The 25,500-nt window shown below is 63.1% G+C and carries 25 protein-coding genes; 7 read left to right on the top strand and 18 right to left on the bottom strand.

The genetic code is table 11. The annotated features are described in order from the left end of the window. Positions 1-57 precede the first annotated feature (57 nt). The 5 genes from AC56LY_RS22385 (at position 58) to AC56LY_RS22365 (ending at position 4,533) form a co-directional block, all read left to right on the top strand. Positions 58-954: a PEP-CTERM sorting domain-containing protein gene (locus AC56LY_RS22385; RefSeq protein WP_499583275.1), complete on the top strand. Its 897-nt coding sequence runs from the start codon at positions 58-60 to the stop codon at positions 952-954. After that, a complete protein-coding gene (locus tag AC56LY_RS22380; RefSeq protein WP_499583273.1) occupies positions 955-1,062 on the top strand; it encodes a PEP-CTERM sorting domain-containing protein in 108 nt (35 codons plus the stop codon). Positions 1,063-1,369: 307 nt separating this feature from the next. Beyond that, complete coding sequence (locus tag AC56LY_RS22375) at positions 1,370-2,809, top strand: methyl-accepting chemotaxis protein (protein WP_499583271.1); 1,440 nt, start codon at positions 1,370-1,372, stop codon at positions 2,807-2,809. A gap of 21 nt (positions 2,810-2,830) precedes the next feature. Continuing rightward, a complete protein-coding gene (locus tag AC56LY_RS22370) occupies positions 2,831-4,084 on the top strand; it encodes a hypothetical protein (protein ID WP_499583269.1) in 1,254 nt (417 codons plus the stop codon). 2 nt (positions 4,085-4,086) lie between these two features. After that, a complete protein-coding gene (locus tag AC56LY_RS22365) occupies positions 4,087-4,533 on the top strand; it encodes a phosphate ABC transporter substrate-binding protein (RefSeq protein WP_499583267.1) in 447 nt (148 codons plus the stop codon). A 39-nt stretch (positions 4,534-4,572) separates the two neighbouring features. Here the strand turns inward: AC56LY_RS22365 and AC56LY_RS22360 are convergent, their stop codons facing one another. The 6 genes from AC56LY_RS22360 to AC56LY_RS22335 all read right to left on the bottom strand — a co-directional run bounded on the left by AC56LY_RS22360 (position 4,573) and on the right by AC56LY_RS22335 (position 11,918). Continuing rightward, on the bottom strand, positions 4,573-4,809 hold the full coding sequence (locus AC56LY_RS22360; protein ID WP_183554058.1) for a hypothetical protein: 237 nt from the start codon (positions 4,807-4,809) through the stop codon (positions 4,573-4,575). A gap of 115 nt (positions 4,810-4,924) precedes the next feature. Further along, a complete protein-coding gene (locus AC56LY_RS22355) occupies positions 4,925-5,698 on the bottom strand; it encodes an enoyl-CoA hydratase (RefSeq protein ID WP_499583265.1) in 774 nt (257 codons plus the stop codon). 113 nt (positions 5,699-5,811) lie between these two features. Next, positions 5,812-7,008, bottom strand: coding sequence for an acetyl-CoA C-acyltransferase (locus tag AC56LY_RS22350; protein ID WP_258837255.1), 1,197 nt, complete (start codon positions 7,006-7,008; stop codon positions 5,812-5,814). 24 nt (positions 7,009-7,032) lie between these two features. Beyond that, positions 7,033-9,429, bottom strand: a complete 2,397-nt coding sequence (locus AC56LY_RS22345; RefSeq protein WP_258837254.1) for a 3-hydroxyacyl-CoA dehydrogenase/enoyl-CoA hydratase family protein — start codon at positions 9,427-9,429, stop codon at positions 7,033-7,035. Positions 9,430-9,462: 33 nt separating this feature from the next. Then, entirely contained in the window at positions 9,463-11,253 is a 1,791-nt protein-coding gene (locus AC56LY_RS22340; protein WP_499500572.1) for an acyl-CoA dehydrogenase C-terminal domain-containing protein, read from the bottom strand. A gap of 47 nt (positions 11,254-11,300) precedes the next feature. After that, entirely contained in the window at positions 11,301-11,918 is a 618-nt protein-coding gene (locus tag AC56LY_RS22335) for a TetR/AcrR family transcriptional regulator (protein ID WP_332530595.1), read from the bottom strand. Positions 11,919-12,267: 349 nt separating this feature from the next. Between AC56LY_RS22335 and AC56LY_RS22330 the strand changes: the two genes are divergently transcribed. Then, entirely contained in the window at positions 12,268-12,678 is a 411-nt protein-coding gene (locus tag AC56LY_RS22330) for a hypothetical protein (RefSeq protein ID WP_499583263.1), read from the top strand. 12 nt (positions 12,679-12,690) lie between these two features. On the opposite strand, the gene AC56LY_RS22325 is transcribed toward AC56LY_RS22330, so the two are convergent. The 12 genes from AC56LY_RS22325 to ubiE form a co-directional block, all read right to left on the bottom strand. Beyond that, entirely contained in the window at positions 12,691-13,080 is a 390-nt protein-coding gene (locus tag AC56LY_RS22325) for an RNA-binding S4 domain-containing protein (RefSeq protein ID WP_499583261.1), read from the bottom strand. Positions 13,081-13,091: 11 nt separating this feature from the next. Further along, entirely contained in the window at positions 13,092-14,252 is a 1,161-nt protein-coding gene (clsB, locus tag AC56LY_RS22320; RefSeq protein WP_499583259.1) for a cardiolipin synthase ClsB, read from the bottom strand. Positions 14,253-14,256: 4 nt separating this feature from the next. Further along, on the bottom strand, positions 14,257-15,069 hold the full coding sequence (locus AC56LY_RS22315; RefSeq protein WP_499583257.1) for an endonuclease/exonuclease/phosphatase family protein: 813 nt from the start codon (positions 15,067-15,069) through the stop codon (positions 14,257-14,259). A 133-nt stretch (positions 15,070-15,202) separates the two neighbouring features. Beyond that, entirely contained in the window at positions 15,203-15,412 is a 210-nt protein-coding gene (locus AC56LY_RS22310; RefSeq protein WP_499583255.1) for a hypothetical protein, read from the bottom strand. 355 nt (positions 15,413-15,767) lie between these two features. Further along, the gene (nudB, locus tag AC56LY_RS22305; protein ID WP_499583470.1) at positions 15,768-16,223 is read right to left on the bottom strand and encodes a dihydroneopterin triphosphate diphosphatase; all 456 of its coding nucleotides are present in this window, start codon (positions 16,221-16,223) and stop codon (positions 15,768-15,770) included. Positions 16,224-16,270: 47 nt separating this feature from the next. After that, positions 16,271-18,073: an aspartate--tRNA ligase gene (gene aspS / locus AC56LY_RS22300; protein WP_499583253.1), complete on the bottom strand. Its 1,803-nt coding sequence runs from the start codon at positions 18,071-18,073 to the stop codon at positions 16,271-16,273. Between the two features lie 67 nt (positions 18,074-18,140). Continuing rightward, positions 18,141-18,767, bottom strand: coding sequence for a DUF502 domain-containing protein (locus AC56LY_RS22295; protein ID WP_499583251.1), 627 nt, complete (start codon positions 18,765-18,767; stop codon positions 18,141-18,143). A 47-nt stretch (positions 18,768-18,814) separates the two neighbouring features. After that, on the bottom strand, positions 18,815-19,180 hold the full coding sequence (locus tag AC56LY_RS22290) for an FmdB family zinc ribbon protein (RefSeq protein WP_499583249.1): 366 nt from the start codon (positions 19,178-19,180) through the stop codon (positions 18,815-18,817). Between the two features lie 331 nt (positions 19,181-19,511). After that, positions 19,512-21,068, bottom strand: coding sequence for a ubiquinone biosynthesis regulatory protein kinase UbiB (ubiB, locus tag AC56LY_RS22285; RefSeq protein WP_499583247.1), 1,557 nt, complete (start codon positions 21,066-21,068; stop codon positions 19,512-19,514). Then, the gene (locus tag AC56LY_RS22280) at positions 21,065-21,754 is read right to left on the bottom strand and encodes a ubiquinone biosynthesis accessory factor UbiJ (RefSeq protein WP_499583245.1); all 690 of its coding nucleotides are present in this window, start codon (positions 21,752-21,754) and stop codon (positions 21,065-21,067) included. The genes ubiB and AC56LY_RS22280 overlap by 4 nt, the downstream gene beginning before the upstream one ends. Before the next feature lie 131 nt (positions 21,755-21,885). Continuing rightward, entirely contained in the window at positions 21,886-22,872 is a 987-nt protein-coding gene (locus tag AC56LY_RS22275) for a Tim44 domain-containing protein (RefSeq protein ID WP_499583243.1), read from the bottom strand. 33 nt (positions 22,873-22,905) lie between these two features. Further along, positions 22,906-23,640: a bifunctional demethylmenaquinone methyltransferase/2-methoxy-6-polyprenyl-1,4-benzoquinol methylase UbiE gene (gene ubiE, locus AC56LY_RS22270; protein WP_183554091.1), complete on the bottom strand. Its 735-nt coding sequence runs from the start codon at positions 23,638-23,640 to the stop codon at positions 22,906-22,908. Positions 23,641-24,132: 492 nt separating this feature from the next. Between ubiE and AC56LY_RS22265 the strand changes: the two genes are divergently transcribed. Next, complete coding sequence (locus AC56LY_RS22265; protein ID WP_499583241.1) at positions 24,133-25,467, top strand: sigma-54 dependent transcriptional regulator; 1,335 nt, start codon at positions 24,133-24,135, stop codon at positions 25,465-25,467. The last annotated feature ends 33 nt before the right edge of the window (positions 25,468-25,500 follow it).

The following is a 25,500-nucleotide window of genomic DNA, read 5'->3' as shown; positions in this document are numbered from 1 at the left end:
TCGGCATGCGACTTGCTTGATTTTGAACACCAAATGAAAAACACACTGGAGACTTTGATGACCATTCCTTGCAGCCTGTGCCGTTCCGGCACCGCACTCTTCGCCGCATTCGCACTGGGCGGCCTGGCCCTGCCCGCCTCCGCCACGACGATTCTCTTCGTCGGTAACAGCTTCACCTACGGCGATCCGGCCGGCGCCAAGCCGCCGCTCGTGCAGAACTACCGTCCCGATACCGTGACCGACCTGAACGGTCTGGGGATCGGTGGCGTACCGGCACTGTTCAAGGCCATGACGATGCAGGCCGGCCTGAACTACCAGGTCAGCCTGGAGACCGAGCCCGGTTCGGGCCTGGATTTTCACTACAACAACCGCTTCAACAAGATCGTGAAACCGTTCGACATGGTGCTGCTGCAAAGCTACAGCACGCTCGACGGCGCAAAGCCGGGCAACCCGGAAACGCTGATCCGCTATTCCGGCCTGCTGGCCAATGCGTTTCGCAAACAGAATCCGGATGTCGACGTGCGCCTGACGTCGACCTGGTCGCGCGCCGACCTGACGTACCAGAACGCCAATAGCCCGTGGTACGGCAAGCCGGTCTACGCGATGGCGCAAGACGTGCGCGCCGGCTACGACGCCGCCGATTCGGCCTCAAGCATCATCAATGGCGTGATCCCCGTGGGCCAGGCCTGGAACCAGGCCATTGCAGGCGGCCTGGCCGACGCCAACCCGTACGACGGCATCGGCGCCGGCCAGATCAACCTGTGGGCGCCGGACTCCTACCACGGCAGCAACTACGGCTACTACCTGGAAGCGCTGACCATCTTCGGCAACGTCACCGGCCTCGATCCACGCTCGCTGGGCGCGAACGACTACGTCGCCCGCGACCTCGGCATCAATGTGGCGACTGCGCTGGCCCTGCAAGGCTTCGCCGCCGCGCAGCTGGAGGCAGAATAAATGCCGGAGCCTGGCATGCTGGCCATGTTCGCGACCGTCGGCGGCTTGCTGGTCGCCGTGCGCCGTCGTCGTGGCAATGCAAAGGCACGCCACGCCGCAGCCGCGTAGCACCTGATTGCGACACTGGCCGCCATGTCTGTACGAATTGCCATAAGTTCTGGCCGATTTGCACGATGCGACAGTCAGACATGTCCGTACTGCAGGTTCTACCAAATTTTCGTTTGGAAATTACTCACACTTTCTCACTTTTCTCATCAAATTTACCGATCTCAGGTCTGCCAGTAGATACAAGAATGGCAAGAAGGCGCACGATCCGGTCGACTTTCAATAAGGAAAGATATTGAACGTCGCCAACAGTTTCTCTGAATCTATATTTTTCAGGTTAAATGGTGAAAAATCACTATGCGAGACTCTGATGCCGACCCAACCCAACCTGCTGCCTGTCTACCGCCATGCCGACCGCTTGCTGATCATCGTGCTGTGGGCGATGCTGGGCTTTTCGCTGGCATTGACCGGCATGCACGACACCATGACATGGTCGCTGCTGGTCGGCCTGCCGATCGTTACCATCGCAAGCGGCGTCACGTTCCTGGCCAGCGGCACGCTCACGAGCCGGCTGGTCAATGCCGGCGCGCTGATGGCCATGTGCGCGCTGCACATCCATCAAGGTAACGGCCGGGAAGAACTGCACTTCGGGATCTTCGTCTCGCTGGCGATCCTGTTGTGCTACCGCGACTGGCGCGTGATCCTGTTCGCGGCGGGTCTGACCGCCGTGCACCACTTCAGCTTCAACTACCTGCAAGAGCTGGGCTACGGCGTCATTTGCCTGACCCGGCCAGGACTGGCGATCGTCTTCATCCACGCCGGCTACGTCATCGTCGAAACGATGGTGCTGTGCTACATCGCGCTGGTGCTGCAACGCGAAGCACTGCGCTCGGCCGAACTGCGCGCCAGCGTCTCGATGCTGCAGGCCCAGCACGGGATCATCGACCTGCGCTCGCTGGCGCCGGTCACCAGCAGCAGCGGCCGCGCCCTGCGCGACGTGCTGCACACGCTGCAGAGCGCGATTGGCCAGGTGCGCGACACGGTCGAGACCACGCGCGGCGCCGCCAGCGACATTGCCGAAGGCAGCGCGCTGCTGTTCGAACACTCGCGGGACCAGACCGAGGCCTTTGGCCGCGCCGCCGCCTCCATCGACGAACTGGGCGACATCATCCGCGCCAACGCCGGGCACGCCCGGCAAGCCAATGCGCTGGCGACGCAGGCATCGGGGATTGCCGCCGTCGGCGGGCGCCAGGTCAGTGCGGTCGTCGAGCGCATGGGCCTGATCGACACGTCGTCGCGCCAGATCGCCGAGATCACCGCCGTCATCGACGGCATCGCGTTCCAGACCAATATCCTGGCCCTCAACGCTGCGGTGGAAGCCGCCCGGGCCGGCGAACAGGGACGCGGTTTCGCGGTCGTCGCTGCCGAAGTGCGCCAACTGGCCCAGCGTTCGGGCGCCGCCGCCCGCGAAATCAAGGGCCTGATCGAGGAATCGGTGCGCCAGGTCAGCGCCGGCAGCGCGCTGGCCCAGGAAGCCGGACGCACAATGGACAACATCGTGCAAAGCGTAACCGACGTAACCGGCATGGTCGGCCGGATCAGTGCGGCTGGCGACGATCAGGCCGTACGTGTGGAGGCAGTGGCCGACGCCATCGGCGCCATGGACAGGTCCTTGCAGCACAATACCCAGATGGTCAGCAAGACCGCCGCTGCGGCCGATTCGCTGCAGCAGCGGGCCCATGGCCTGGCGCAGATCGTGCGCATCTTCCGGCTCGACACGCCAGGCACGGCGCAGTTGGCACTAACCTGAGCGCAATACAATGACGACGTCATGCCATTCATATTGACTACCCCGGCGGCGCGTGGCGTCACCCCCGTCGCCCTGCTGCTCTGCCTATTGGCCTGGCCGCAGGGCGATGCGCGCGCGCAGGCAACGTGGAAGGTGACCGGGTTCGGCACCGTCGCCGCCGTCCATGCCACGCAGGACCAGGCCGACTACACGGTCAACCCCAACTCGCCTGGTCAGGCGGGCTACTCCAAAGCGTGGGCGTTCGACGTCGATAGCCGCGCCGGTGCGCAGCTCGATGTCCGGTTCGACAAGCGCTGGTCGGCCGTGGTGCAGGCGACGCAGGAAAAAAGCATCGAGAATTCGTACAAGACCTACCTTACCTGGGCCAACGTGAAGTTCCAGGCAACGCCGGAGCTGTCGCTGCGCGCCGGACGCATTGCGCTGCCGCTGTTCCTGGCCGCCGACTATCGCAAGGTGGGCTACGCCCTGCCCTGGATGCGCGCGCCCGTCGAACTGTACAGCCTGATACCGATTTCCTACAGCGACGGCGTCGACGCCTCGTACCGCTGGCATACCGGGCCGGTCAAGCACGAGACCACGCTCTCGCTCGGCCATGCGGCCGCACGCCTGAACAAGGACCTCACTGGCAAGGCCCGCAACATCGTCGGCCTCACCGAGAGCGCGACCGCCGGCGCACTGACCGTGCGCTTCACGGCGGCCCAGGCGCTCTTGGTGGTGCCGGGCGCGGAAGCGCTGTTCGACGGCTTGCGCGCCTTCGGCCCGCCGGGCGAGGTGCTGGCAGACCGCTACGATATCGCCAAGCGCCATGTGCGCGTGTTCAGCGCCGGCTTCAACTACGATCCGGGCGACTGGTTCATCACGGGCGAGAGCGGCCGCATCAACACCGGCTCGCTCCTGGGCGACCAGACCGCCTCGTATCTGTCAGCCGGCCGGCGCTTCGGCAATGTGGCGCCCTATGTCACCTATGCGCGCCTGGTCGCCAACCTCGCCACGCAGACAGCCGGGCTGCCGCTGGACGGCTTGCCGCCCGAAGCGGCGGCGGTGGCGGGCTTGTTGAACAATGCATTGAATGACCAGCTGCGCCAGATTGGCGTGCAGGACACGGCCAGCGTCGGCGTGCGCTGGGACGTCGCGCCGAACATTGCCCTCAAGGGGCAGTTCGACCGCGTCAAGCCGCGCGGCGGCTCGATCGGCACCCTGATCAACGTCCAGCCGGGGTTCCGTTCCGGCCAGGCGTTCAACGTCATCAGCCTTGGCATGGACGTCGTTTTCTGACCATGATGAACCGTTTGCTTCCCACACTGCTGCTGGCCCTGTGCCTGGGTCCCGCACTTGCGCTGGTGCCCGGCGCTGCTCCGGCAGCAGAGCTGGCCGTGATCGTCTCGGCGCGCAGCAACATCAGTATGCTCAGTGCCGACCAGGTCGCCGAGATCTTCCTGTTCCAGACCAACCGCTTCCCGAACGGCAATGAAGTGGTGCCCATCGATCAGGATCTGGGCTCGCCGCTACGTAACGAGTTCTACAGCAAAGTCACGCACCGTACCCCGGCGTTGGTAAAGGCCCACTGGGCCAGACTGATTTTCACTGGCCGGGGCCAGCCACCAGCCGAGGTCGATGGCAATGCCGCCATGCGCAGGATGATCGCCGAGAATCCGGGGATGATCGGCTATGTCGAGCGCACGGCACTGGATTCCAGCGTGCGCGCGGTGCTGATCGTGCCCTGACGGCATGCCAGCGCACGCCGCCTGTCCTGTCAGCGAGTTTCAGCGATTTTCGGGATCGGCACGCCGTTCCGGCGGGTCGCCCTCTTCGAAGCCGGCGACAAACACCAGCAGCACATCATTCAGGATTTTTTCCTGGCCTGCTTCGAGCAGCGCATTGGCCACCCGCGACAGTTCGACCGGATCGGCCTTGCCATAACTGCCATCGATTGCTCTGCGCGTTACCTTGCCAAGTTCAAACGCCAACTCGGCGACCGCAGTATTTTCCGTCGTTCTCATATCACCCTTTTTTAGCGAGCGCCCGCCCCATGAACATCATGATCGTTGGCGGGCACGGTTCGGCACATGATACCGGCGAACGGCAGTGGGGGTGCGCCCCGGTGCCGCCTCGCCTTCAGTCGAACTTGCTGAAATCCGGCTTGCGCTTCTCGAAGAACGCTGTGAAGGCTTCCTTCGCTTCGGCGCCGCCCAGCATCGCGCTGAACTGTTCGTTTTCAGCCGCGATGGTGTCCCGGACGTGCGCGGTGCGCGCGCGGCGCATCAGCGCCTTGGTCGTGCGGATCGAGGCTGGGGGCAGCTTGACCAGTTTGGCCGCCTGCGCCTGCGCGAACGCGAGCAGTTCCGCTGCCGGCAGCACGCGCGCGACGATGCCCATCTCCAGCGCTTCCTGGGCCAGGAATGGCTCGCCCAGCATCAGCTTTTCGGCGGCGCGCGTGTAGCCGGCCGACTGCGCGACCAGCAGCGACGAGGCAAATTCAGGACACAGACCCAGCTGCGAAAACGGCATCGAGAATTTGGCGTTGTCGGCCGCGTAGACCAGGTCGCAATGCATCAGGAGCGTGGTGCCGATGCCGACGGCGGCGCCGGCCACGGCCGCGACCACCGGCTTGGTGCAGCCTTCCAGCGCCAGCATGAACTGGAATACCGGACGCTCCGGCGTCATCGCGCCTTCGCCGGTGTTGTTCAAGAAATCGTCGAGGTCGTTACCGGCGGTGAAAATCTCGGGCTGGCCCGCGATCAGGATGGCGCGGACCGTCGTGTCCTGCTCGGCGGCGCGCAAGGCGTCGGCCATCGTCTGGTACATCGCGCCGGTGATCGCGTTCTTGCGTTCGAGGCGGTTGAAGGTGAGCGTGAGGATGCCGTCGGCGGTGGTGGTGAGGATGCTCATGGTGGTTGTCTCCCGTTTATTCTTGGGCTGGTTGGACGCGTGGGCGGGAGACCCGCCCACCCTACGAGAGGATGGCCCGGTCTCCCGCCCACGCGGTGGTCGTACTGGCTGGCTTAGACGCGTTCGATGATGCCCGCAGCGCCCATGCCGGCGCCGACGCACATCGTCACCATGCCGTACTTCAGGTTATTGCGACGCAGCGCGTGCACGACGGTCGCGGCGCGGATCGCACCGGTTGCGCCCAGCGGGTGGCCCAGGGCGATCGCGCCGCCCAGCGGGTTGACCTTGCTGGTATCCAGGCCCAGGTCGCGGATCACGGCCAGCGCCTGCGCGGCGAAGGCTTCATTCAGCTCGATCCAGTCCAGCTGGTCCTGCGTGATGCCGGCGGCGGCCAGCGCTGCAGGAATCGCGAACTTCGGACCGATGCCCATGATTTCCGGCGGCACGCCGCGCACGGCGAACGACGAGAACTTGGCCAGCGGCGTCAGGTTGTGCTCGCGCAGGATTTTTTCGCTGACGACGATCAGGGCGCCGGCGCCATCCGACATCTGCGACGACGTGGCGGCCGTGACCGAACCCTTGGCCGCAAACACGGGCTTGAGTTTGCCCATGCTTTCCATGCTGGCGTCGGCGCGCGGACCTTCGTCGGTGTCGACCGTGCGGGTCTTGACGTCGATCTGGCCCGTGGCCAGGTTCGGCGTGCGGGTGATGACGTCGACCGGCGTGATCTCGTCCTTGAAGTGGCCGGCCTGCTGCGCGGCGATGGCGCGGCGGTGCGATTCCAGGCCGAAGGCATCCTGGTCTTCGCGCGAGATCTTCCACTGGTTGGCGACGTTCTCGGCCGTCAGGCCCATGCCGTAGGCCAGGCCCACGTTTTCGTCCTTGAACGTGTCCATATTGATCGACGGGTGATGGCCCATCATCGGCACCATCGACATCGATTCGACGCCGCCGGCGATCATCACGTCGGCTTCGCCCACGCGGATGCGGTCAGCGGCCATCGCCAGTGCGGTGATGCCCGAGGCGCAGTAACGGTTGACCGTCACGCCGCCCACGGTGTTCGGCAAGCCGGCCAGCACCACCGAGTTACGGGCGATGTTGAAGCCCTGCTCGGCTTCCGGGAACGAGCAGCCGATGATCGCATCGATGATCAACGCCGGGTCCAGGTTCGGCACGGCCGCCATGGCGCCGCGGATCGCGTGCACCAGCAGGTCGTCCGGGCGGGTCTTGTTGAACATGCCGCGCGGCGCCTTGCCGATCGGGGTGCGGGTCGCTGCGACGATGTATGCGTCTTGAAGTTGTTTGCTCATGTCAGTGTCCTGTTCTGTCGACGCTTAGTTGCGCACTGGCTTGCCGGTCTGCATCATGCCCATGATGCGTTCCTGCGTTTTCGGATTGTTCAGCAGCGCCACGAAGGCCTTGCGTTCCAGGTCGAGGATCCACTGCTCGCTGACCACACTGCCCTGGTCGATGTCGCCGCCAGTGACGATCTCGGCGATGGTGTCGCCCAGCTGGTAGTCATAGGCCGAGATGAAGCCGCCGTCGCGCATATTGACCATCTGGCCGCGGATCGTGCCCCAGCCGTAACGGCCGGTGACCGGGAACGTGCGGCGCGCCGGTGCGCGGTAGCCAGCATCGGCCATGGCGCGCGCCGTGGTTTTCGCCACGTGCAGCAGTTCGTAGGCGTTGAAGACAATCACGTCGTCTTCTTTCAGGTAACCCATGGCCTTGGCTTCCAGCGCCGACTTCGACACTTGCGCGGTGGCCGCGTTCATGAAACCGTTCTTCAGGAATTGCAGGATGTCGTTGCCCTTGGCTTCGGTTGCCGCGCGCAGCGCTGCTTCCTTCAGGCCGCCGCCAGCAGGCACCAGGCCCACGCCCACTTCGACCAGGCCGATGTACGACTCGATCGACGCGACACGCTTGCTGGCATGCAGCGCCAGCTCGCAGCCGCCGCCCAGCGCCAGGCCCGCCACTGCGGCGACGACCGGCACGTTCGAGTACTTGAGCGCCATGAAGGTGTCCTGCAGCTCGCGCACGATCGGCTCCATCGCCTTCGCACCGCCGGCCATGAAGGCTGGCAGGGCCGATTGCAGGTCGGCGCCGGCCGAGAACGCGCCGCCTTCGGCTGCGTCGGTGTTCCAGATCACGATTCCCTTGAAGCCGGCTTCGGCTTCTTTCAGCGCGCGCTGCAGGCCCTTGATGACGCCATCGCCGATGACGTGCATCTTGGTCTTGAGCGAGACGACCAGGACTTCGTCGTCCGAGTGCCACAGGCGCACGGATTCGTCTTCGAACACGGTGGTGCCGGCGGTCTTCGGATCGGCGCCGCCCAGGCCCACGACCGGTGCGCGGAACTGCTGACGCTGATACACCGGCAGATCCGACAGGGGCACATAGCCGCTCTTGGCAACCGAGTACGAGCCTTCAGGGGTATGCACGCCCTTCTCGGCGACCGAACCCTCGAACACCCAGGCTGGCAGCGGTGCAGTCGACAGCGCCTTGCCGGCGTCGATGTCTTCCTTGACCCACTGGGCGATCTGCGTCCAGCCGGCGCCCTGCCACGTTTCGAACGGGCCGACGCTCCAGCCGAAGCCCCAGCGCATTGCGAAGTCGATGTCGCGCGCGTTGTCGGCGATCGATTCGAGGTGGAAGGCGATGTAGTGGAACGCGTCGCGGAAGATCGCCCACAGGAACTGCGCCTGCGGGTTGGTCGATTCGCGCATGGCCTTGAACTTCTTGACCGGGTCTTTTTCTTTCAGGATGCGGCCGACGATGTCGGCGGCCTTGGCGCCGCCGGCGACGTACTCACCCGTGGCGAAGTCCAGGCGCTGGATCTCCTTGCCGACCTTCTTGTAGAAGCCGGCGCCGGATTTCTGGCCCAGCGCACCTTTTTCGATCAGCTTGGCCAGGATGTCCGGCGTCTTGTAGACGCTGAAGAACGGGTCGTCCTTCAGGTTGTCCTGCATCGTCTTGATCACATGGCCCATCGTGTCCAGGCCGACCACGTCCGCGGTGCGGAAGGTGCCTGACTTGGCGCGACCCAGCTTGGCGCCGGTCAGGTCATCGACCACGTCCACCGACAGGCCGAATTTCTCGGCTTCGACGATCGTGGCCAGCATGCCGAAGATGCCGACACGGTTGGCGATGAAGTTCGGCGTGTCTTTCGCGCGCACGACGCCCTTGCCCAGGGTCGACGTCAGGAACGTTTCGAGCTGGTCTAGGATGTCAGGACGGGTGTCCGTGGTCGGGATCAGTTCGACCAGGTGCATGTAGCGCGGCGGGTTGAAGAAGTGCACGCCGCAAAAGCGTGCCTTCAGCTCCGAGTCGAAGCCTTCGGCCAGCTTGTTGATCGACAGGCCCGACGTGTTCGACGCGAAGATCGCGTTCGGCGCGATGTGCGGCGCGACCTTGGCGTACAGGTCGTGTTTCCAGTCCATGCGCTCGGCGATGGCTTCGATGATCAGGTCGCAGCCGGCCAGCACGTCGAGGTTGTCTTCGTAGTTGGCTACTTCGATCAGGGCCGCGTCATCCTTGTTGCCCAGCGGGGCTGGCGAGAGCTTTTTCAGGTTCTCGATAGCGCGCAGGACGATGCCGTTCTTCGGGCCTTCCTTGGCCGGCAGGTCGAACAGCACGACTGGCACCTTGGCGTTCACGCAGTGGGCGGCGATTTGCGCGCCCATCACGCCGGCGCCCAGCACGGCGACTTTCTTGACGATGAAATTGGACATGTAAGATTTCCTTGTTGGGTTGGGCGTGAGTGCTTAGAACAGGTCGGCGTCCAGCGCCGTCAGGTTCGCGGCGCCCGAGCGTGCCTGGCGGATCAGCATCGCGGTTTCCGGATACAGACGTGCGAAGTAGAAGCGGATCGTCGCCAGCTTCGATTCATAGAAGCGGTCGCCCGAATCGAGCTTGGCCAGTGCGATCTTGGCTTGCTGCGCGAACAGGTAGCTGTAGACCAGGTGACCGGCCACGCGCAGGTAAGGCACGGCGGCAGCGCCCACTTCATCCGGATTCTGGAACGCCTTCATGCCGATTTCCATCGTCAGCTTGGTGACCTTGTCGCCCAGCTCGCCCAACGGCGTGACGAATTCGGACATGTTCTCGTCCAGGCCATTGTCTTCAACAAAGTTCTTGATCTTCTCGCCGAACTTGCGCAGCTTGGCGCCGTTGTCCATCAGGATCTTGCGGCCCAGGAGGTCCAGCGATTGGATCGTGTTGGTGCCTTCGTAGATCATGTTGATGCGTGCGTCGCGCACGTACTGCTCCATGCCCCATTCGGCAATGTAGCCGTGGCCGCCGTAGACCTGCATCGCTTCGGACGTCGCGATCCAGCCGTTGTCGGTGATGAAGGCCTTAATGATTGGGGTCAGCAGCGCGACTTCGTCAGCGGCTTCCTTGCGCACGTCTTCATCGGTGTGGTTCAGTTCGCGGTCGATCTGCAGCGCGACGTACGACGAGAACGCGCGGCCGCCTTCGGCGAAGGCTTTTGCGGTCAAGAGCATGCGGCGCACGTCCGGGTGCACGATGATCGGATCGGCTGGCTTGTCCGGTGCTTTCACGCCCGACAGGCTGCGCATCTGGATGCGGTCTTTTGCATAGGCCAGTGCGTTCTGGTACGCCACTTCGGTCAGGCCGAGCGACTGCATGCCCACGCCCAGGCGGGCCGCGTTCATGAACACGAACATCGCCTGCAGGCCCTTGTGCGGCTGGCCGATCAGCGTGGCGCGTGCGTTGTCCAGGTTCATCTGGCAAGTCGAGTTGCCGTGGATGCCCATCTTTTCTTCGATGGCGCCGCAGGCGATGCCGTTGCGCTCGCCGATCGAGCCGTCTTCGTTCGGCATGAACTTCGGCACCAGGAACAGCGAGATGCCTTTCGAGCCTTCCGGTGCATCCGGCAGACGTGCCAGTACCAGGTGGACGATGTTGTCCGAGATATCGTGTTCGCCGGCCGAGATGAAGATCTTCGAGCCGGTGATCAGGTAAGTGCCGTCGCCTTGCGGTTCGGCTTTCGAACGCAACAGGCCCAGGTCGGTGCCGCAGTGCGCTTCGGTCAGGCACATGGTGCCGGTCCATTCACCCGAGACGAGCTTTGGCAGGTACAGGCGTTTCTGGTCGTCGGTGCCGTGCTCGAGCAGGCACTCGTAGGCGCCGTGCGACAGGCCCGGGTACATCGACCAGGCCTGGTTCGACGAATTGAGCATCTCGTAGAACGAGTTGTTCAGCGTGATCGGCAGGCCCTGGCCGCCATATTCCGGATCGCATGCCAGCGCAGCCCAGCCGCCTTCGACATACTGTTTATACGCCTGCTTGAAGCCCTTAGGCGTGGTCACGCTCTTGTCGGCAGCATTGAAGGTGCAGCCTTCGCGGTCGCCCGAATGGTTCAGCGGGAACAGCACTTCCTGGGTGAATTTTGCACCTTCTTCGAGTACCTGGTTGATGATGTCGGTATCGATTTCCTGGTATTTCGGCAGATTCTTGAATTCTTCGGTGACATTGAGGAACTCGTGCAGAACGAACTGCATATCCCGGATTGGCGCGACGTACTGACCCATGGTTTTCTCCTGAAGAGTGTGACGATTGTTGGACGTGACAGGCGGCCTTATGCCGCCTGGTGGTCTTGCGATTGTTGGGAATTGCGGTAATTCTCGATCAGGCGTTCAAAGCCGGCCCGTGCCCGTTCGACAGCGCCCGGATTGCGCAGGAAACGCGCATCGTGGTGCAGCGCCAGGATCAGCCCGTGCATCTCAAACACCAGTTGCTCGGCATCGAAACCGGTGTGCAGGTGCCGCAGTTCGATCGCCTGCTCGACACTGCGCAGCAAGGCGCCCTGCCACGCGCGGACCATCGACACCAGCTCTTCGCGGATCGGGCCTTCGCGGTCGTCGTATTCGACGGCGCCACTGATATAGATGCACCCGGACGCGATCTCGACCGACACCCGCTTGACCCAGCGCGTGTACATCGCCACCAGGCGCGGCAGACCGCGGGTTTCCTTGATGCTCGGGTAAAAGACCTCTTGCTCGAAACGGTGGTGGTACAGCTTGACCACCTCGAGCTGCAGGTCTTCGCGCGAACCGAAGTGCGCGAACACGCCGGACTTGCTCATGCTCATCCGGTCGGCCAGCAGGCCGATCGTCAAGCCTTCGAGGCCGTTGCGGCTGGCGAGCTCGAGCGCGACGTCGAGAATTGCCGCCCGCGTCTGCTCGCCCTTGCGCATGAATTTTGCTGAAGTACTGATAGCTTCCCCTGGTCTCGAAAAAATCCGAACGCTCGTACTATTATCTATCGGGCCTGGAATGTCAAACGGGAACTTAGAGGTGCGGTTCTATTGATGAAAAACAACCCGCGACACCCGGAGAAAGCGCCTTTTGCTGACGGCCCTGCTTGCAGGCGAGCGGCAGAAAACAGTTGTTTCATCTGCTAAAGGTACAGCATTTTGGGGGTGTCCGGTGCGTCATTTACGAGCACGGCGCACCTCGATGCAGCTTGACTGTTACCATTAATAATAAGGCAATAAACCCGGCAATAAGCCCGGCAACATCCAGCGCAGACGAAAGGTCTACAGCATGAGCGGCAACTATCAGATTGAACAGGTCGTCGAACCGGACGACAGCGAACTGCAGCTGGCCATTCGCGCCTTCTCGCTGCAGGAAGGTGGCGCCGAGCCTGCTCAGGCAGCAACGAGCGGCGCGGATTCGATGCAGCACTTTCTGGTACTGCTCGGCCATGCGTGTGCACGGCTGGACAGCGGCGCAACGGCGGACGACGCGATTGCTGACCTGGTCAGGCGCGGACTGGACCGGGACACGGCGCAGGTCGTCGTCGACAAGGCCGTCGATGTCGTCGCGTCGAACCGGGCGCTGGAAAGCGCGCCACTTGCGCAGCAGGTGCGGCCCCGCTCCAGCAAGAGCATCCGGGTCTTCGCCATCGTGCTGGTGGTCGTCGCGCTGGTCGTGGCCTTGCTGGTCATGCGCTAACGCCCGCCACGTCTATTCGCCTGCCTGCTCCATGGCGCGGCGATCGCGCTTGGTCGGCCGCCCCTTGATTTCCAGGCTCGGTTCCGGATACAGGCGCCGCGCGACTTTATCGTTCTCGCGCTTGGCGATGCTTTCGTCGGTTTCGAAATACAGCGTGCGCGCCACCGGGGCGCCGCCGCGTGCGCCAGAAATGGCGGCGACGATGATCTCCCAGCGATCCGAGCCGTTATCGATCAGCATCTTGTCGTTGATCTTGACGGTGCGCGCCGGCTTGAGCGGCTCGCCGTCGATCCGCACCCTGCCCCGCTCGACCGCATCCTGGGCCAGCGAGCGCGTCTTGAAAAAGCGCGCTGCCCACAGCCATTTGTCCAGCCGGACGTTTTCTTTGTCTTTGTCCATCATGTCATCCTTGATCATGCATACCCGATGGCGCACACGCGCATCACCAGTTTGTAGCCGACATACGCGCAGCCGTTGACGGCGCGGCGCAGCCAGCCGATGTCGGCAAATTCCTGCGGACAGACTTCGACCCCGTCCGCGATACCCCGTTCAATGTGCGCGCGCATCGACGCGGCAAACACCGGATCGTCCACGACGATATTGGCTTCCTGGTTCACGAACAGCGACAGGCCGTCGCAGTTGCTCGAGCCGACCGTGGCCCAGTGCTCATCCACCACCGCCACCTTGGCATGTAGTTGTGTCTTGCGGTATTCGACCACGCGGATGCCATCGGCCAGCAGTTTCGGATAGAACGATTGCGCGACCGCATCCTGGATCGCGAACTCGCCCACCCCGATCAGCAGGGTGACAGCGACGCCGCGCTGCGCCGCATGCGCGAGCGCCTTGCGAAACTTGCGGCCCGGCGCGAAGTACGGCGTGGCCAGCAGCACGCTGTGGCGCGCATGGCCCAGCGCCTGCAGGTAGGCGCGCTGGATCGTCGTGCGGTTGCGCAGGTTGTCGCGCACGACGAACGCGGCGCGCGCGGGACTGGCGCACGATGGCGGCGGCTGCTTGCGCATTTCGCGGAACAGTTCCAGGCGCTTGCGCAGCCGCAGGCGGCCCGTGCGGGTCCACTGGCCTTGCGCCTCGTGGTGGATTTGCGCGACGATCGGCCCACGCAGCCGCGCCGTGAAATCCCAGCGCGGCGCCGGCAGGCGACGGCCGTCGGCGTGGTCGCACAGCCAGTCGTCGTTGACATTGATGCCGCCGACAAAGGCGACTTCGCGGTCGATGACGGTGATCTTGCGGTGCGAGCGCGCAATGCCACGCTTGCATAGCGGATTGAAGACGCGGTACTGGGCGCCGGCCTGGGTCAGCACTTGGCCCAGCCGGGAGGTGACGCGGTGGCCGGTGCCGAACCAGTCGACCAGCACCCGCACCTTGACGCCGCGTTTGGCCGCACGCGCGAGCGCATCGCGCACGGCGTCACCCGTTTCGTCTTCGGCAAAAATATAGGTTTCGAACAGGACTTCGTGACGGGCAGCGTCGAGCGCGGCGATCAGCGCCGGGAAGAACGCGACGCCGCTCTCTAACAGCGTGATGTCGTTATCGTCGACGAAGGTAACGCTGCGCATGGCCTCAGGCCAGCTCGAGTTCCGCCACGATCGGTGCGTGGTCGGACAGCTTGGCCCACAACGGACCGTGCATCACTTGCGCCGAGTTGACCTTGAAGCCGCGCACGTAGATGCGGTCGAGACGGAACCACGGCAGCATGGCCGGGAAGGTGCGCGCCGGCGCCAGGCGCGGCTTGCGCCCTGCCCAGCCGCGCACCATGTCGCCCATCGGCGAGCGCGGACCCAGTTCGTCGAAGACTTCGCACACGCCCAGGCCGGCACGCAGCTTGTCGCTCAGGGTGTTGCGCCAGTCGTTGAAGTCGCCCGCGATGATGACCGGCTCGCCGTTCGGCGCCGACGAATTGACGGCGTCGATCAGCGACTGCGTCTGGCGTCCGCGCCCGCCTTCGAACAGGCCCAGGTGCACCACATAGCAGTGCACCGGACACTCGGGCGTACCCAGCACGCAGTGCAGGATGCCGCGCTGCTCGTACGCATGGTCCGAGACGTCGTGGTTGTGCGAGTTTTCGATGGGGTACGTACTGAGCAGCGCATTGCCGTGGTGACCGTGGTCATAGACCGCGTTCATGCCATAGGCCGTGTGGTGCAGTTCAGAGGCGAAGTAATCGTACTGGGCCGTTTCGGGCCAGTGGCGATGGCCACGGTCTTCCTTGCCGAAGCGTGCCTGGTGCCGGTCGTGCCGGCCCTGGACTTCTTGCAGGAAGACGACGTTGGCGTCGAATTCAGCGATCGCTTTCTTCAGTGCGATCACGCGGGGCGTGCTGCGCAGCGAAGAGACGCCCTTGTGAATGTTGTAGGTAGCCACACGAATTTTCATGGGAACATTCTACCCGGATCGGGCCGCCGTTCTTGTGAAACGGACCCAATCGTGCGCCTCGTGGGGCGCTGGCGCGTTCGGCAGGTTGCTGACCCTCGCACTCTTTTTCGAAACCAACAGTAACAAACCAGACTCAGGCGATGGCATGTGCCTTGTCGTACACCGCTTCGTGGCCCGAGACAATCATGCGGCGTGGGCGATGTGCAGCCCCCTCGTCTTTTTGCGAGCGCGGCGCCATCGGACCACACAGGCGCAGACCATCCATCAGGTCGATATAGATGCAGTCGTCGCCGAGTGTGATTGCTTTTACTTTCTTGTCGCTATTCAGTTTGAAGTTATCCATTTTTCTCTCAGAATCATCCACTTAAAAGTTGCAGATCAAAAATTCACACTGGGTGAACTGTTGACCTTAGTCTACTGATTTCTGACTGTCAACCGTGGAATATATGGTGCCCTTGGCTGGTCAACCATATTTAATTCACTCCTGAAACATGCCGTCACATGTCGCCAAATGTATCTTCATAGGAGGAAGTTCACTTTTTGACGCGTATGTGAGTGCCAGCGAACAGAGCGAAATTAAAAAAAGCACTTACGTACTTTTGCTGTAAAACGTCATTTTATTGCTTTGAAGGAGCAATATTCAATGATGATTTACTGCAAATGTGCTTCTTTAGAGAAATTTTATTTTCTTTTAGAAATCATCGTACCAACTGGCGAGGCAGTTGAAGAATGGCTTCTGCGTTCGAGGATGAGAAGCAGCGATCGGCTGCTTCCAGGTAGGGCAGCCATGCGTAGGCAACATGCTCGCGTGGACTGAGAGTGATGGGGGTGTCACGCGGCACGCAGACGGAAAACACGTGCTCGGTGTTCTGCGTCACGCCGGGGGCGTAGCGGTGGCGCCAGACAGGGTAGATCTCGTAGATGTTGGATAACTGCCAGTCACACAGGACAATCCGTTCGCCGTCGACCCGGATGCCGGTCTCTTCGAACAGTTCGCGTGCTGCCGTTTCCAGCAGCGGCTCGTCGAGACGGTCGAGCGAGCCGGTGACCGATTGCCAGAAATCCGGTTGACCGGCGCGTTCGATCACCAGCACGTCCAGGTCGGACGTGTGGATGACAACCAGCACCGATTCGGGGATCTTGTAGGCTTGCATGACAGGAAGAGCGGGGTTGGCAGCCAGGCCACCTCCCCCGCCCGCCATTACGCGACCTTTGGCTCGTTACGCAGGCGGATGTGCAGCTCTTTCAATTGCTTCTCGTCGACTTCCGACGGTGCATTGGTCAGCAAGCACTGTGCGCGCTGCGTTTTCGGGAACGCGATCACGTCGCGGATCGACTCGGAGCCGGTCATCAGTGTGATCAGGCGATCCAGGCCGAAGGCCAGGCCACCGTGCGGCGGCGCGCCGTATTGCAGCGCATCCAGCAGGAAGCCAAACTTGAGCTGGGCTTCTTCGGCGTCGATCTTCAGCGCGCGGAACACCTTGCTCTGGACTTCTTCGCGGTGGATACGGATCGAACCGCCGCCCAGCTCCCAGCCGTTCAGGACCATGTCGTAGGCCTTGGCGATGCAGGCGCCAGGATTGGTCTCGAGCATGTCTTCGTGGCCGTCTTTCGGGGCCGTGAACGGGTGGTGGGTCGCGGTCCAGCGATCGCCGTCTTCGTCGTACTCGAACATCGGGAAGTCGATCACCCACAGCGGCGACCAGACGTCGTCGAACAGGCCGGCCTTCTTGCCGAACTCCGAGTGGCCGATCTTCACGCGCAGCGCGCCCAGGGCGTCGTTGACGACCTTGGCCTTGTCGGCGCCGAAGAAGATCAGGTCGCCGTCCTGCGCGCCCGTCAGTTCCAGGATGTGCGCCAGGACTTCGTCGGACAGGTTCTTGACGATCGGCGACTGCAGGCCGTCACGGCCCTTGGCTTTCTCGTTGACCTTGATGTACGCCAGGCCACGGGCGCCGTAGATCGCGACGAACTGGGTGTACGCGTCGATTTCCGAGCGTGGCATCGAGCCGCCCTGCGGCACGCGCATGCCGACCACACGGCCGTTAGGCAGGTTGGCGGCGCTGTTGAACACCTTGAACTCGACCGTCTTCATCAGCTCGGTCAGTTCGGTGAATTCGAGCTTGACGCGCATGTCCGGCTTGTCCGAACCGTACATGGCCATCGCGGTGGCGAAGTCCATCACCGGGAACGGGTTCGGCAGTTCGATGCCGGTCGTGTTCTTGAACACGACGCGCATCATTTCTTCGAACATGTCGCGGATCTCTTGTTCGGTCAGGAACGAGGTTTCGCAGTCGATCTGGGTGAATTCTGGCTGGCGGTCAGCACGCAGGTCTTCGTCGCGGAAGCACTTGGTGATCTGGTAGTAGCGGTCGAAGTTGGCGACCATCAGCAGCTGCTTGAACAGCTGCGGCGACTGCGGCAGTGCGAAGAAGTTGCCCGCGTTGACACGCGACGGCACCAGGTAGTCACGCGCGCCTTCCGGGGTCGACTTGGTCAGCATCGGGGTTTCGATGTCGATGAAGCCCAGGTTGTCGAGGTACTTGCGCACTTCCATCGACACCTTGTAGCGCAGCTTCAGGTTGTGCTGCATCTGGCCGCGGCGCAGGTCGAGCACGCGGTGCGTCAGGCGGGTGGTTTCCGACAGGTTGTCGTCGTCCAGCTGGAACGGCACCGGCACCGAGGCGTTGAGCACTTCGACTTCGGTTGCGGTCACTTCGATCTTGCCCGAGGCCAGGTTGGCATTGACGGTGCCGGCCAGACGGTTGGTCACGGTGCCGACGATGCGCAGGCAATACTCATTACGCACGTGCTCGGCTGCCTTGAAGACGGCGGCGTTGTCCGGATGGCAGACCACCTGCACCAGGCCTTCGCGGTCGCGCAGGTCGATGAAGATCACCCCGCCGTGGTCGCGGCGGCGATGCACCCAGCCGCACAGGTTGACGGTTTGGCCCAGCAGTTCCTCGGTGACGAGGCCGCAGTAATTGGTACGCATGGTGGACATAGTTTTCGTTCCAGGTTGATTGATTTGTCGGCGCCACCGTCACGGGCGGCCCAGATTCTGTGATGCGTTATTTGATTGCCGCAGGATTGGCGGCACCGGGCGGCACATGGCTCGGTGCGACCACGCCCATCGAGACGATGTACTTGAGCGCCGCGTCGACCGTCATGTCGAGCTCTTTCACGCGGCTGCGTTCCATCATCAGGAAAAAGCCCGAGGTGGGATTCGGCGTCGTGGGCACGTACACGCTCACGAAGTCGCCCACCAGGTGGTTGGTCACGTCGCCGCCCGGCACGCCGGTCAGAAACGCGATCGTATACGAGTCGGCGTGCGGGTACGGGATCAGCACCGCCTGGCGGAAGGCATTGCCGGACGACGAGAACAGCGTGTCGGACACCTGCTTGACGCTGCCGTACAGCGAGCTGACCACCGGCACGCGCTTGAGCAGGCGCTCGCCCACGCGCACGATGTACTTGCCGACCAGGTTGTTGGTGAGCAGGCCCGTGACGAACACGATGGCCAGCGTCAGCACCGCGCCGATGCCCGGCACGTCCATGCCGATGAACTGGCGCGGCTGCCAGGCGGCCGGCACGAACATCAGCGACTGGTCGAGCGTGCTGATGATCAGGCTCAGGACCCAGGCCGTGATCGCCAGGGGCACCAGCACCAGCAGGCCGGTGATGAAATATTTACGCATCGGATATCCCGTTATTCTTGTTGGCACGGCGCAGGGACGCGCCAGGCTCAGGTGCTGCTCTTGTCGCCACTCCCGCTGGTGCTGCCACCGCTATTGCCACCATTGCTGTTGCCCGTAGCAGGCGCGGCAGGCGCCGGTGTAGCGGCTGCAGGTGCGGCGGCGGCCGGCGCGGCTGCTGCGCCTGCATCAGCGCCGCCCGTGCCTGCTGCCGTACCGGTAGCAGGCGGTGTGCCGCCACGGAAATCGGTCACGTACCAGCCCGAGCCCTTGAGCTGGAAACCGGCCGCAGTCACCTGCTTCTTGAACGATGGCTTGGCGCAGGACGGGCAGACGGTCAGGACCGGGTCCGATATCTTTTGCAGTACATCTTTGGAAAAACCGCATTCTTCGCAGCGATAGGCATAAATCGGCATTCTGGTGCTCCGCAAAAATCTTCAAAACCCTGAATTATAAAGCTTTTGCCGCAGCATTTACGTCATTGCGGTGGCCCGGTCGCACGACAGCGCCGCGATCGGCAAATGGCAGCAGCATCGTGTTGTTTTTCACCACCTCAGCAGGCGAACTGTTTGCTCGTGCGCAGCATCGGTGATTTAATACGGCTTCTTCATCGAATGTTGGTTGCAGGAAATTTCTGCCACTGCAAGAACACAAGAAACAGAAGGCTGCGAGATGTTCGTATCAGCGCAGCCCATAAAAGAACACAGCTTATCAAGCCCGCTCACGCGGGCTTTTTTCTTGGGCTCGTCAGAGGAAGTACAGCGCAGCCAGCGCGGTGCAGGCGCCCGTCGCGAGCAAGGTCAGGAACGTGAGCATGCGATTGGTGCGGCGCTGCTCCACCACCAGCATCGCCATCATCTCGCTGTTGGCGATGTGCGGGTGCTGGCCTTTCGACTCGCGCTCCAGCGCCTGATGCACCAGGCGCGGCAGTTGCGGGAAGATCTGGGCGTAGCGCGGCGCTTCGGCCTTCAAACGCTCGACCAGGCCTTGCCAGCCGACCTGCTCGGCCATCCAGCGCTCCAGGTACGGCTTGGCCGTCTTCCACAGGTCGAGGTCGGGGTCGAGCTGGCGGCCCAGGCCTTCGATATTGAGCAGCGTCTTTTGCAGCAGCACCAGTTGCGGCTGCACTTCGACATTGAAGCGGCGCGAGGTCTGGAACAGGCGCAGCAGGATCTGGCCGAACGAGATGTCTTTCAGGGGGCGGTCAAAGATCGGCTCGCAGCAGGCACGCACGGCCGACTCGAGTTCATCGACACGCGTGCTCGGCGGCGCCCAGCCCGATTCGATGTGGGCCTCGGCCACGCGCTTGTAGTCGCGCTGGAAGAAGGCCAGGAAGTTCTGCGACAGGTAATCCTTGTCGAAGTCGGTCAGCGTGCCGACGATGCCGAAGTCGAGCGCGATATAGCGGCCCAGCGTTTCCGGCGCGGTCGAGACCAGGATATTCCCTGGGTGCATGTCGGCGTGGAAGAAACCGTCACGGAACACCTGCGTGAAGAAAATCTCCACGCCATCACGTGACAGCTTCTTGAGGTCGACGCCGGCGGCGGCCAGACGGTCGATCTGCGACACGGGCAAGCCGTGCATGCGCTCCATGACAATCACGCTGCTCGAGCAATAGTCCCAGTACATCTCGGGCACCATCAGCAGCGTCGAATCGGCGAAGTTGCGGCGCAGCTGGCTGGCGTTGGCGGCCTCGCGCATCAGGTCGAGCTCGTCGTGCAGGTATTTGTCGAATTCGGCCACGACTTCGCGCGGCTTCAGGCGCCGCGCTTCGCTCCAGACCTTTTCGATCAGGTTCGCAGCCAGGCGCATCAGCGCCATGTCCTCATCGATCAGCTTCTTCATCCCCGGGCGCAGCACCTTGACGGCGACTTCCTTGCCGTTCTTGAGCGTAGCGAAGTGGACCTGGGCGATCGACGCCGAGGCGATCGGCTCGCGCTCGAAGTGGGCGAACAGCTGGTCGGGATGGGTGCCGAGCGAGCGCGTGATCTGCGCCACCGCCAGGTCGGAGCCGAACGGCGGCACCCGGTCCTGCAGCATGGCCAGTTCATCGGCAATATCGGGCGGCACCAGGTCGCGCCGGGTCGACAGCACCTGGCCGAACTTCACGAAGATCGGGCCCAGTTCTTCGAGCGCCTGGCGCAGCCGCACGGCGCGCGGCGACGTGATCGTGCGCCAGAAGAAGAACGTGTTCATCAGGCGCGCGGTGCGCGGCGCGTTGATGCTGGTGACGGCGATTTCGTCCAGGCCGTACTTGGTGAAAACGGTAAGGATGCGCAGCAGGCGCAGGAATTTCAATATCATCGACGATCCGGGTTCTGGTCTGCGCTTGAAGCAAGTGGGGAAGAAGGTTTGGCGGCGCTGCGCTGGGCCAGCGCCCCCTCGAGCCGCGCAATGCGCTTGGCGCTGCGCTCGACGTCGTCGCGCAGTCGCACGACATCGGCGGCAAAGGCGTCGCGCTGGACCGGCCGCACCAGCACCGGGCGCTCATCGGCCAGGAATTCGGCGAGGTTCTCGGCCAGGCGGCGCCCTGCTTCGCCCAGGCCACCCACCGTGCGGCGCGCACCCTGATGCAGGCGGTAGGCGGCGACCGGCCCGACCACGCGCTCGAGGTCGTATTCGGCATCCCAGCGCAGGCCGTTGGCCAGTTGCGAAATCACGTTGGCAAATTCGGCATCGCCCTCGATCTTCACGTACGACAGCGCGCGTGTGCGGTCTTGCGCGATCAGCGGCAGATCGGCCGGCTTGATGCGGATGGTGACGTTGGCCGGCGCTGCATCCTGGCTGGCCTCGAACAGGCCGTCAGGCGCCACCAGCACGCGCAGCTGGGCTACGCCGGCATCGATGCATGCCTGCTTGCCGACATGGCGCGCGAGCGCGGCCCGGGCCCAGGCTTCCTGGGCCAGCAGATGATTGATCGCGGCAACCGCAGGCACGGTCAGCGCATGCTGTGGTGACAAGGTCGACAGGGATGGAAGATTCGGAAACATGGCAGGACTACCCTCAAAAAACAAAACCGCCCGGAGTGATTCGGGCGGTTTTGATCTTACCAGTTCGCCGGGCATGCACCCGGTGTTACGGAATCGGCAAACAAAATAATTCCGGTTCGCCTGCGGCGTACTTAGTTCGGCTGCTGGATGCCGGCCAGCACCCAACCACCCGCGCCCGACAGCGGCTTGGACATGTTCCAGACCTCGACGAACGGCTCTGGCAATGCGTCTTTCGCGCTGCGGATCATGGCATTGAACTGCACGCTGGCCAGGTAATCGGTGGCCGTCTGCTCGATGCCCAGCAACTGCGCATCGACATTGACGACGTCGGTGAAATCAGCGACCGCGCCACGTTCCTGGATCTGCAGCTTGAGTTCAGCGAAGACTTCAGGCGACGTGAATTCGCGCAGATCGTTGGCATCGCCACGATCCCAGGCCGCCTGCATGCGGATGAACGACGACTTGGCGTGACGCAGGAAGCTCTCGCTGTCGAAGTCGGCCGGCACGCCCCATTGCTGGTGCGCTGCCGGGGTTGCAGCATTACCGAAATTCGTCGAATTCAGACCGCTCCGGTCTTTTTCCAACGCGACACCACCCTGGAATGCCGTCGATTGCGGACGCAGGCCCGAACCGATTTCAGGCGTACCAGCGGCACCAGACGCCTGCGGCTGGAAGCCGCCGAAACCGGCTGCCGATGGATTGGCCGGCGTGTCCTTGCGACGGAACATGCGCACCAGGAACAGGATGATGAGGCCGAACAGCGCGAACATCAGGATGCCCGCGATGATGCTGGCCATCGCGCCGCCAATGCCCAGGTGCGACAGCAGCATGCCAAGGCCAAGGCCCAGCAGTGCGCCGCCGAGGATGTTGCGCATCATGCTTGGCTTCTTGACAGCGGCACCTGCAGCGCCTGCAGCTGCGCCAGCGGCCGGTGCGGCCTGATTCGGGGTCTGGCGCTGCATGCTCTGTGCGGGCGCCGGTGCCGGTGCCGGCATCTGGCGCACGGCCTGCGACTGGCGGCCGACCGAGCGCTTGCCGCCCATCGGGCGTGCGTAGGCCTCGGCCACCATCGAGAATGCGGTGACTGCCAGAAGCGTCGTGACCAGGAATTTTTTCATTGTCTCCGTCCTTGATTGGAACTTCAGTTAAAACTACAGCTTGATACCGGTGTGCAAAGCGGCCACACCCGCCGTCAGGTTGAAATACTGGACCCGCTCCAGTCCCGCGTCTTCCAGCATGCCCTTCAGGGTGTCCTGATCGGGATGCATGCGGATCGATTCGGCCAGGTAGCGATAGCTTTCGGCATCGCCGGCAATCCGCTGGCCCAGCCACGGCAGTACCGAGAACGAATACACGTCATACGGCTTTTGCAGTGGCGCGATCACTTTCGAGAATTCGAGCACCAGCAATTTGCCGCCCGGCTTGAGCACGCGGCGCATTTCGGCCAGCGCCTGATCCTTGTGCGTCATGTTGCGCAGGCCGAAGGCAACGCTGACCCGGTCGAAGTAATTGTCCGGGAACGGCAACTTTTCGGCGTTACACAACATGGTTGGGGTGACAAGTCCTTTATTCAAGAGACGGTCACGGCCAACGCGCAGCATCGACTCGTTGATGTCGGTGAGCCAGACTTCGCCCGTCTTGCCGGCCTGCTTTGCGAAGGCCTTGGCCAGGTCGCCCGTGCCGCCAGCGATATCGAGCACCTTGAAGCCGGGCCGCACGCCCGCCTGCGCGATCGTGAACAGTTTCCAGGCGCGATGCAGGCCGGCCGACATCAGATCGTTCATGACATCGTACTTCGCGGCGACCGAGTGGAAGACCTTGGCGACTTCCTGGACCTTCTGGTCCTCGGCGACGGTCTTGTAGCCGAAGTGGGTGGTGTTTGTCATAGTGGCATGCAGGTTGGGGGTTGCCACATTATACAAGGACCCGGCGCGAGGGCCGCGCCGCTGAGCTGACTCCCGCCAATGGGTTCCACACAGGCGCCAGCAAGGCCAATTACGCGCCCTGCGCCCGTTTGGATTCAACTTTTTGCGCTTGTTGGTTACCCACAACGCATCTGCCCGACAGCGTGCAATTAGGCCAGAATCATCGCACGTGCCTCTTTTCCAAGCCGCTCGCCGCGACTAAGATCATTAGCAACAGACAAACTCTATTTTCAAATAATTATGCGAAAACTCAAACTTTCGATTCAATATTGCATTTCTCATTAGATTTTTATCAATAGCCGTGCGCCATGCGTGCCGCGTTTTTGGTTTAATTGACACGATCTTTCAGCCGGCAAACGCCGGTCGTTGCGCCCATCGACGTTGCATGGTCCCCATGGTGTGCCGGGATGCATCACAGCGTAGCGGGTGCCAACCAGTCTGATGAGGATACCGGTGCCTGTAAAACGTCTTATCTGCATTACACGTGAAGGCAGTGCGCACGCCCGTGCCTGCCATGGTGCCCTGCCCGGCTGGGACGTCTGCGTCGTCGAGCATCTGGCGGCGGCGCGCAAGGTCTTGTCCGAGCAACACTACGGCGTCGGCCTGGTGCTCGACAGCAGCGACAGCGCAGACGATGCCGAGCTCGAACGTTTCCTGCACCAGCACCACCATGTGCGCTGGGTCGGCGTGTTCGACGCGCACCGCCTCGTCCAGCCGGCCCTGCGTGAACTGATCGCGGCGCATCTGGTCGACTTTCATACGCTGCCGGTCGATACGCTGCGGCTGCAGCACTCGCTGGGCCACGCCCACGGCATGGCGTCCATGGCCACGCGGCCGGCGCCGCACGAGGGCGCACTGCGCGTGAGCCACATCGATGGCACCTCGGCCGCGATCGCCCGCCTGCGCTCGCACATCGACAAGATCGCCGCCGTCGACGCGCCGGTCCTGATCTGCGGCGAGAGCGGCAGCGGCAAGGAGCTGGCCGCGCAGGAAATCCACCTGCGCTCGCCGCGTGCCACCGGCCCGTTCATCGCCATTAATTGCGCAGCCATGGCGCCGGCGCTGATCCACTCGGAACTGTTCGGCCACGAACGGGGCGCCTTCACCGGCGCCATGCGTGACAAGCAGGGCCTGCTCGAAGCGGCATCGGGGGGCAGCATTTTCCTCGACGAGATCGGCGACCTGCCGCTGGACCTCCAGGCAAGCTTGCTGCGTTTCCTGCAAGAGCGCGTGATCTACCGGGTCGGCGGCACGCGCACCATCGCGGTCGATGCACGTGTGATCACCGCCACCCACGTCGACCTGCCCCAGGCCGTGGCCGAAGGCCGCTTCCGCGAAGATTTGTACTACCGCCTCAGCGTGTTTCCCATCCGCGTACCGGCGCTGCGGGAACGCAAGGAAGACTTGCCGCTGCTGACCGACCTCATCTTCAACAAGTTCGCCAGCGAACGCAGCCCGCAACTCAAGGGCGTGAGCCGCGAAGCCTTGCAGGCCATGACGCGCTACGATTGGCCCGGCAATGTCCGCGAGCTGATCAACCGCTTGCGCCGCGCCATGGTCCTGGCCGAGCATCGCCTCGTGATGCCGGAAGACCTCGATTTGCCGGGGGTCGGTCCCATCTGCCCGAACGGCGTTGGGCTGGGCACATCGCGCCTGAGCGCCGAACGCGTGGCCATCGGCGAGAGCCTGGCCCGCAGCGGCAACAACATCAGCCGGGCAGCGCGCGAACTGGGTGTATCGCGCATGACGCTGTATCGCCTGATGGCCAAGCACGAGATTTCGGTGTAGGCGTCATTCCTCGCCCGGCGTCGGCCTCGTCCT

The sequence above is a fragment of the Telluria sp. ZT3P25 genome (assembly GCF_059685895.1).
The sequence above is the reverse complement of the archived record's forward strand: the minus strand, read 5'-3'. Positions and strand labels throughout refer to the sequence as shown.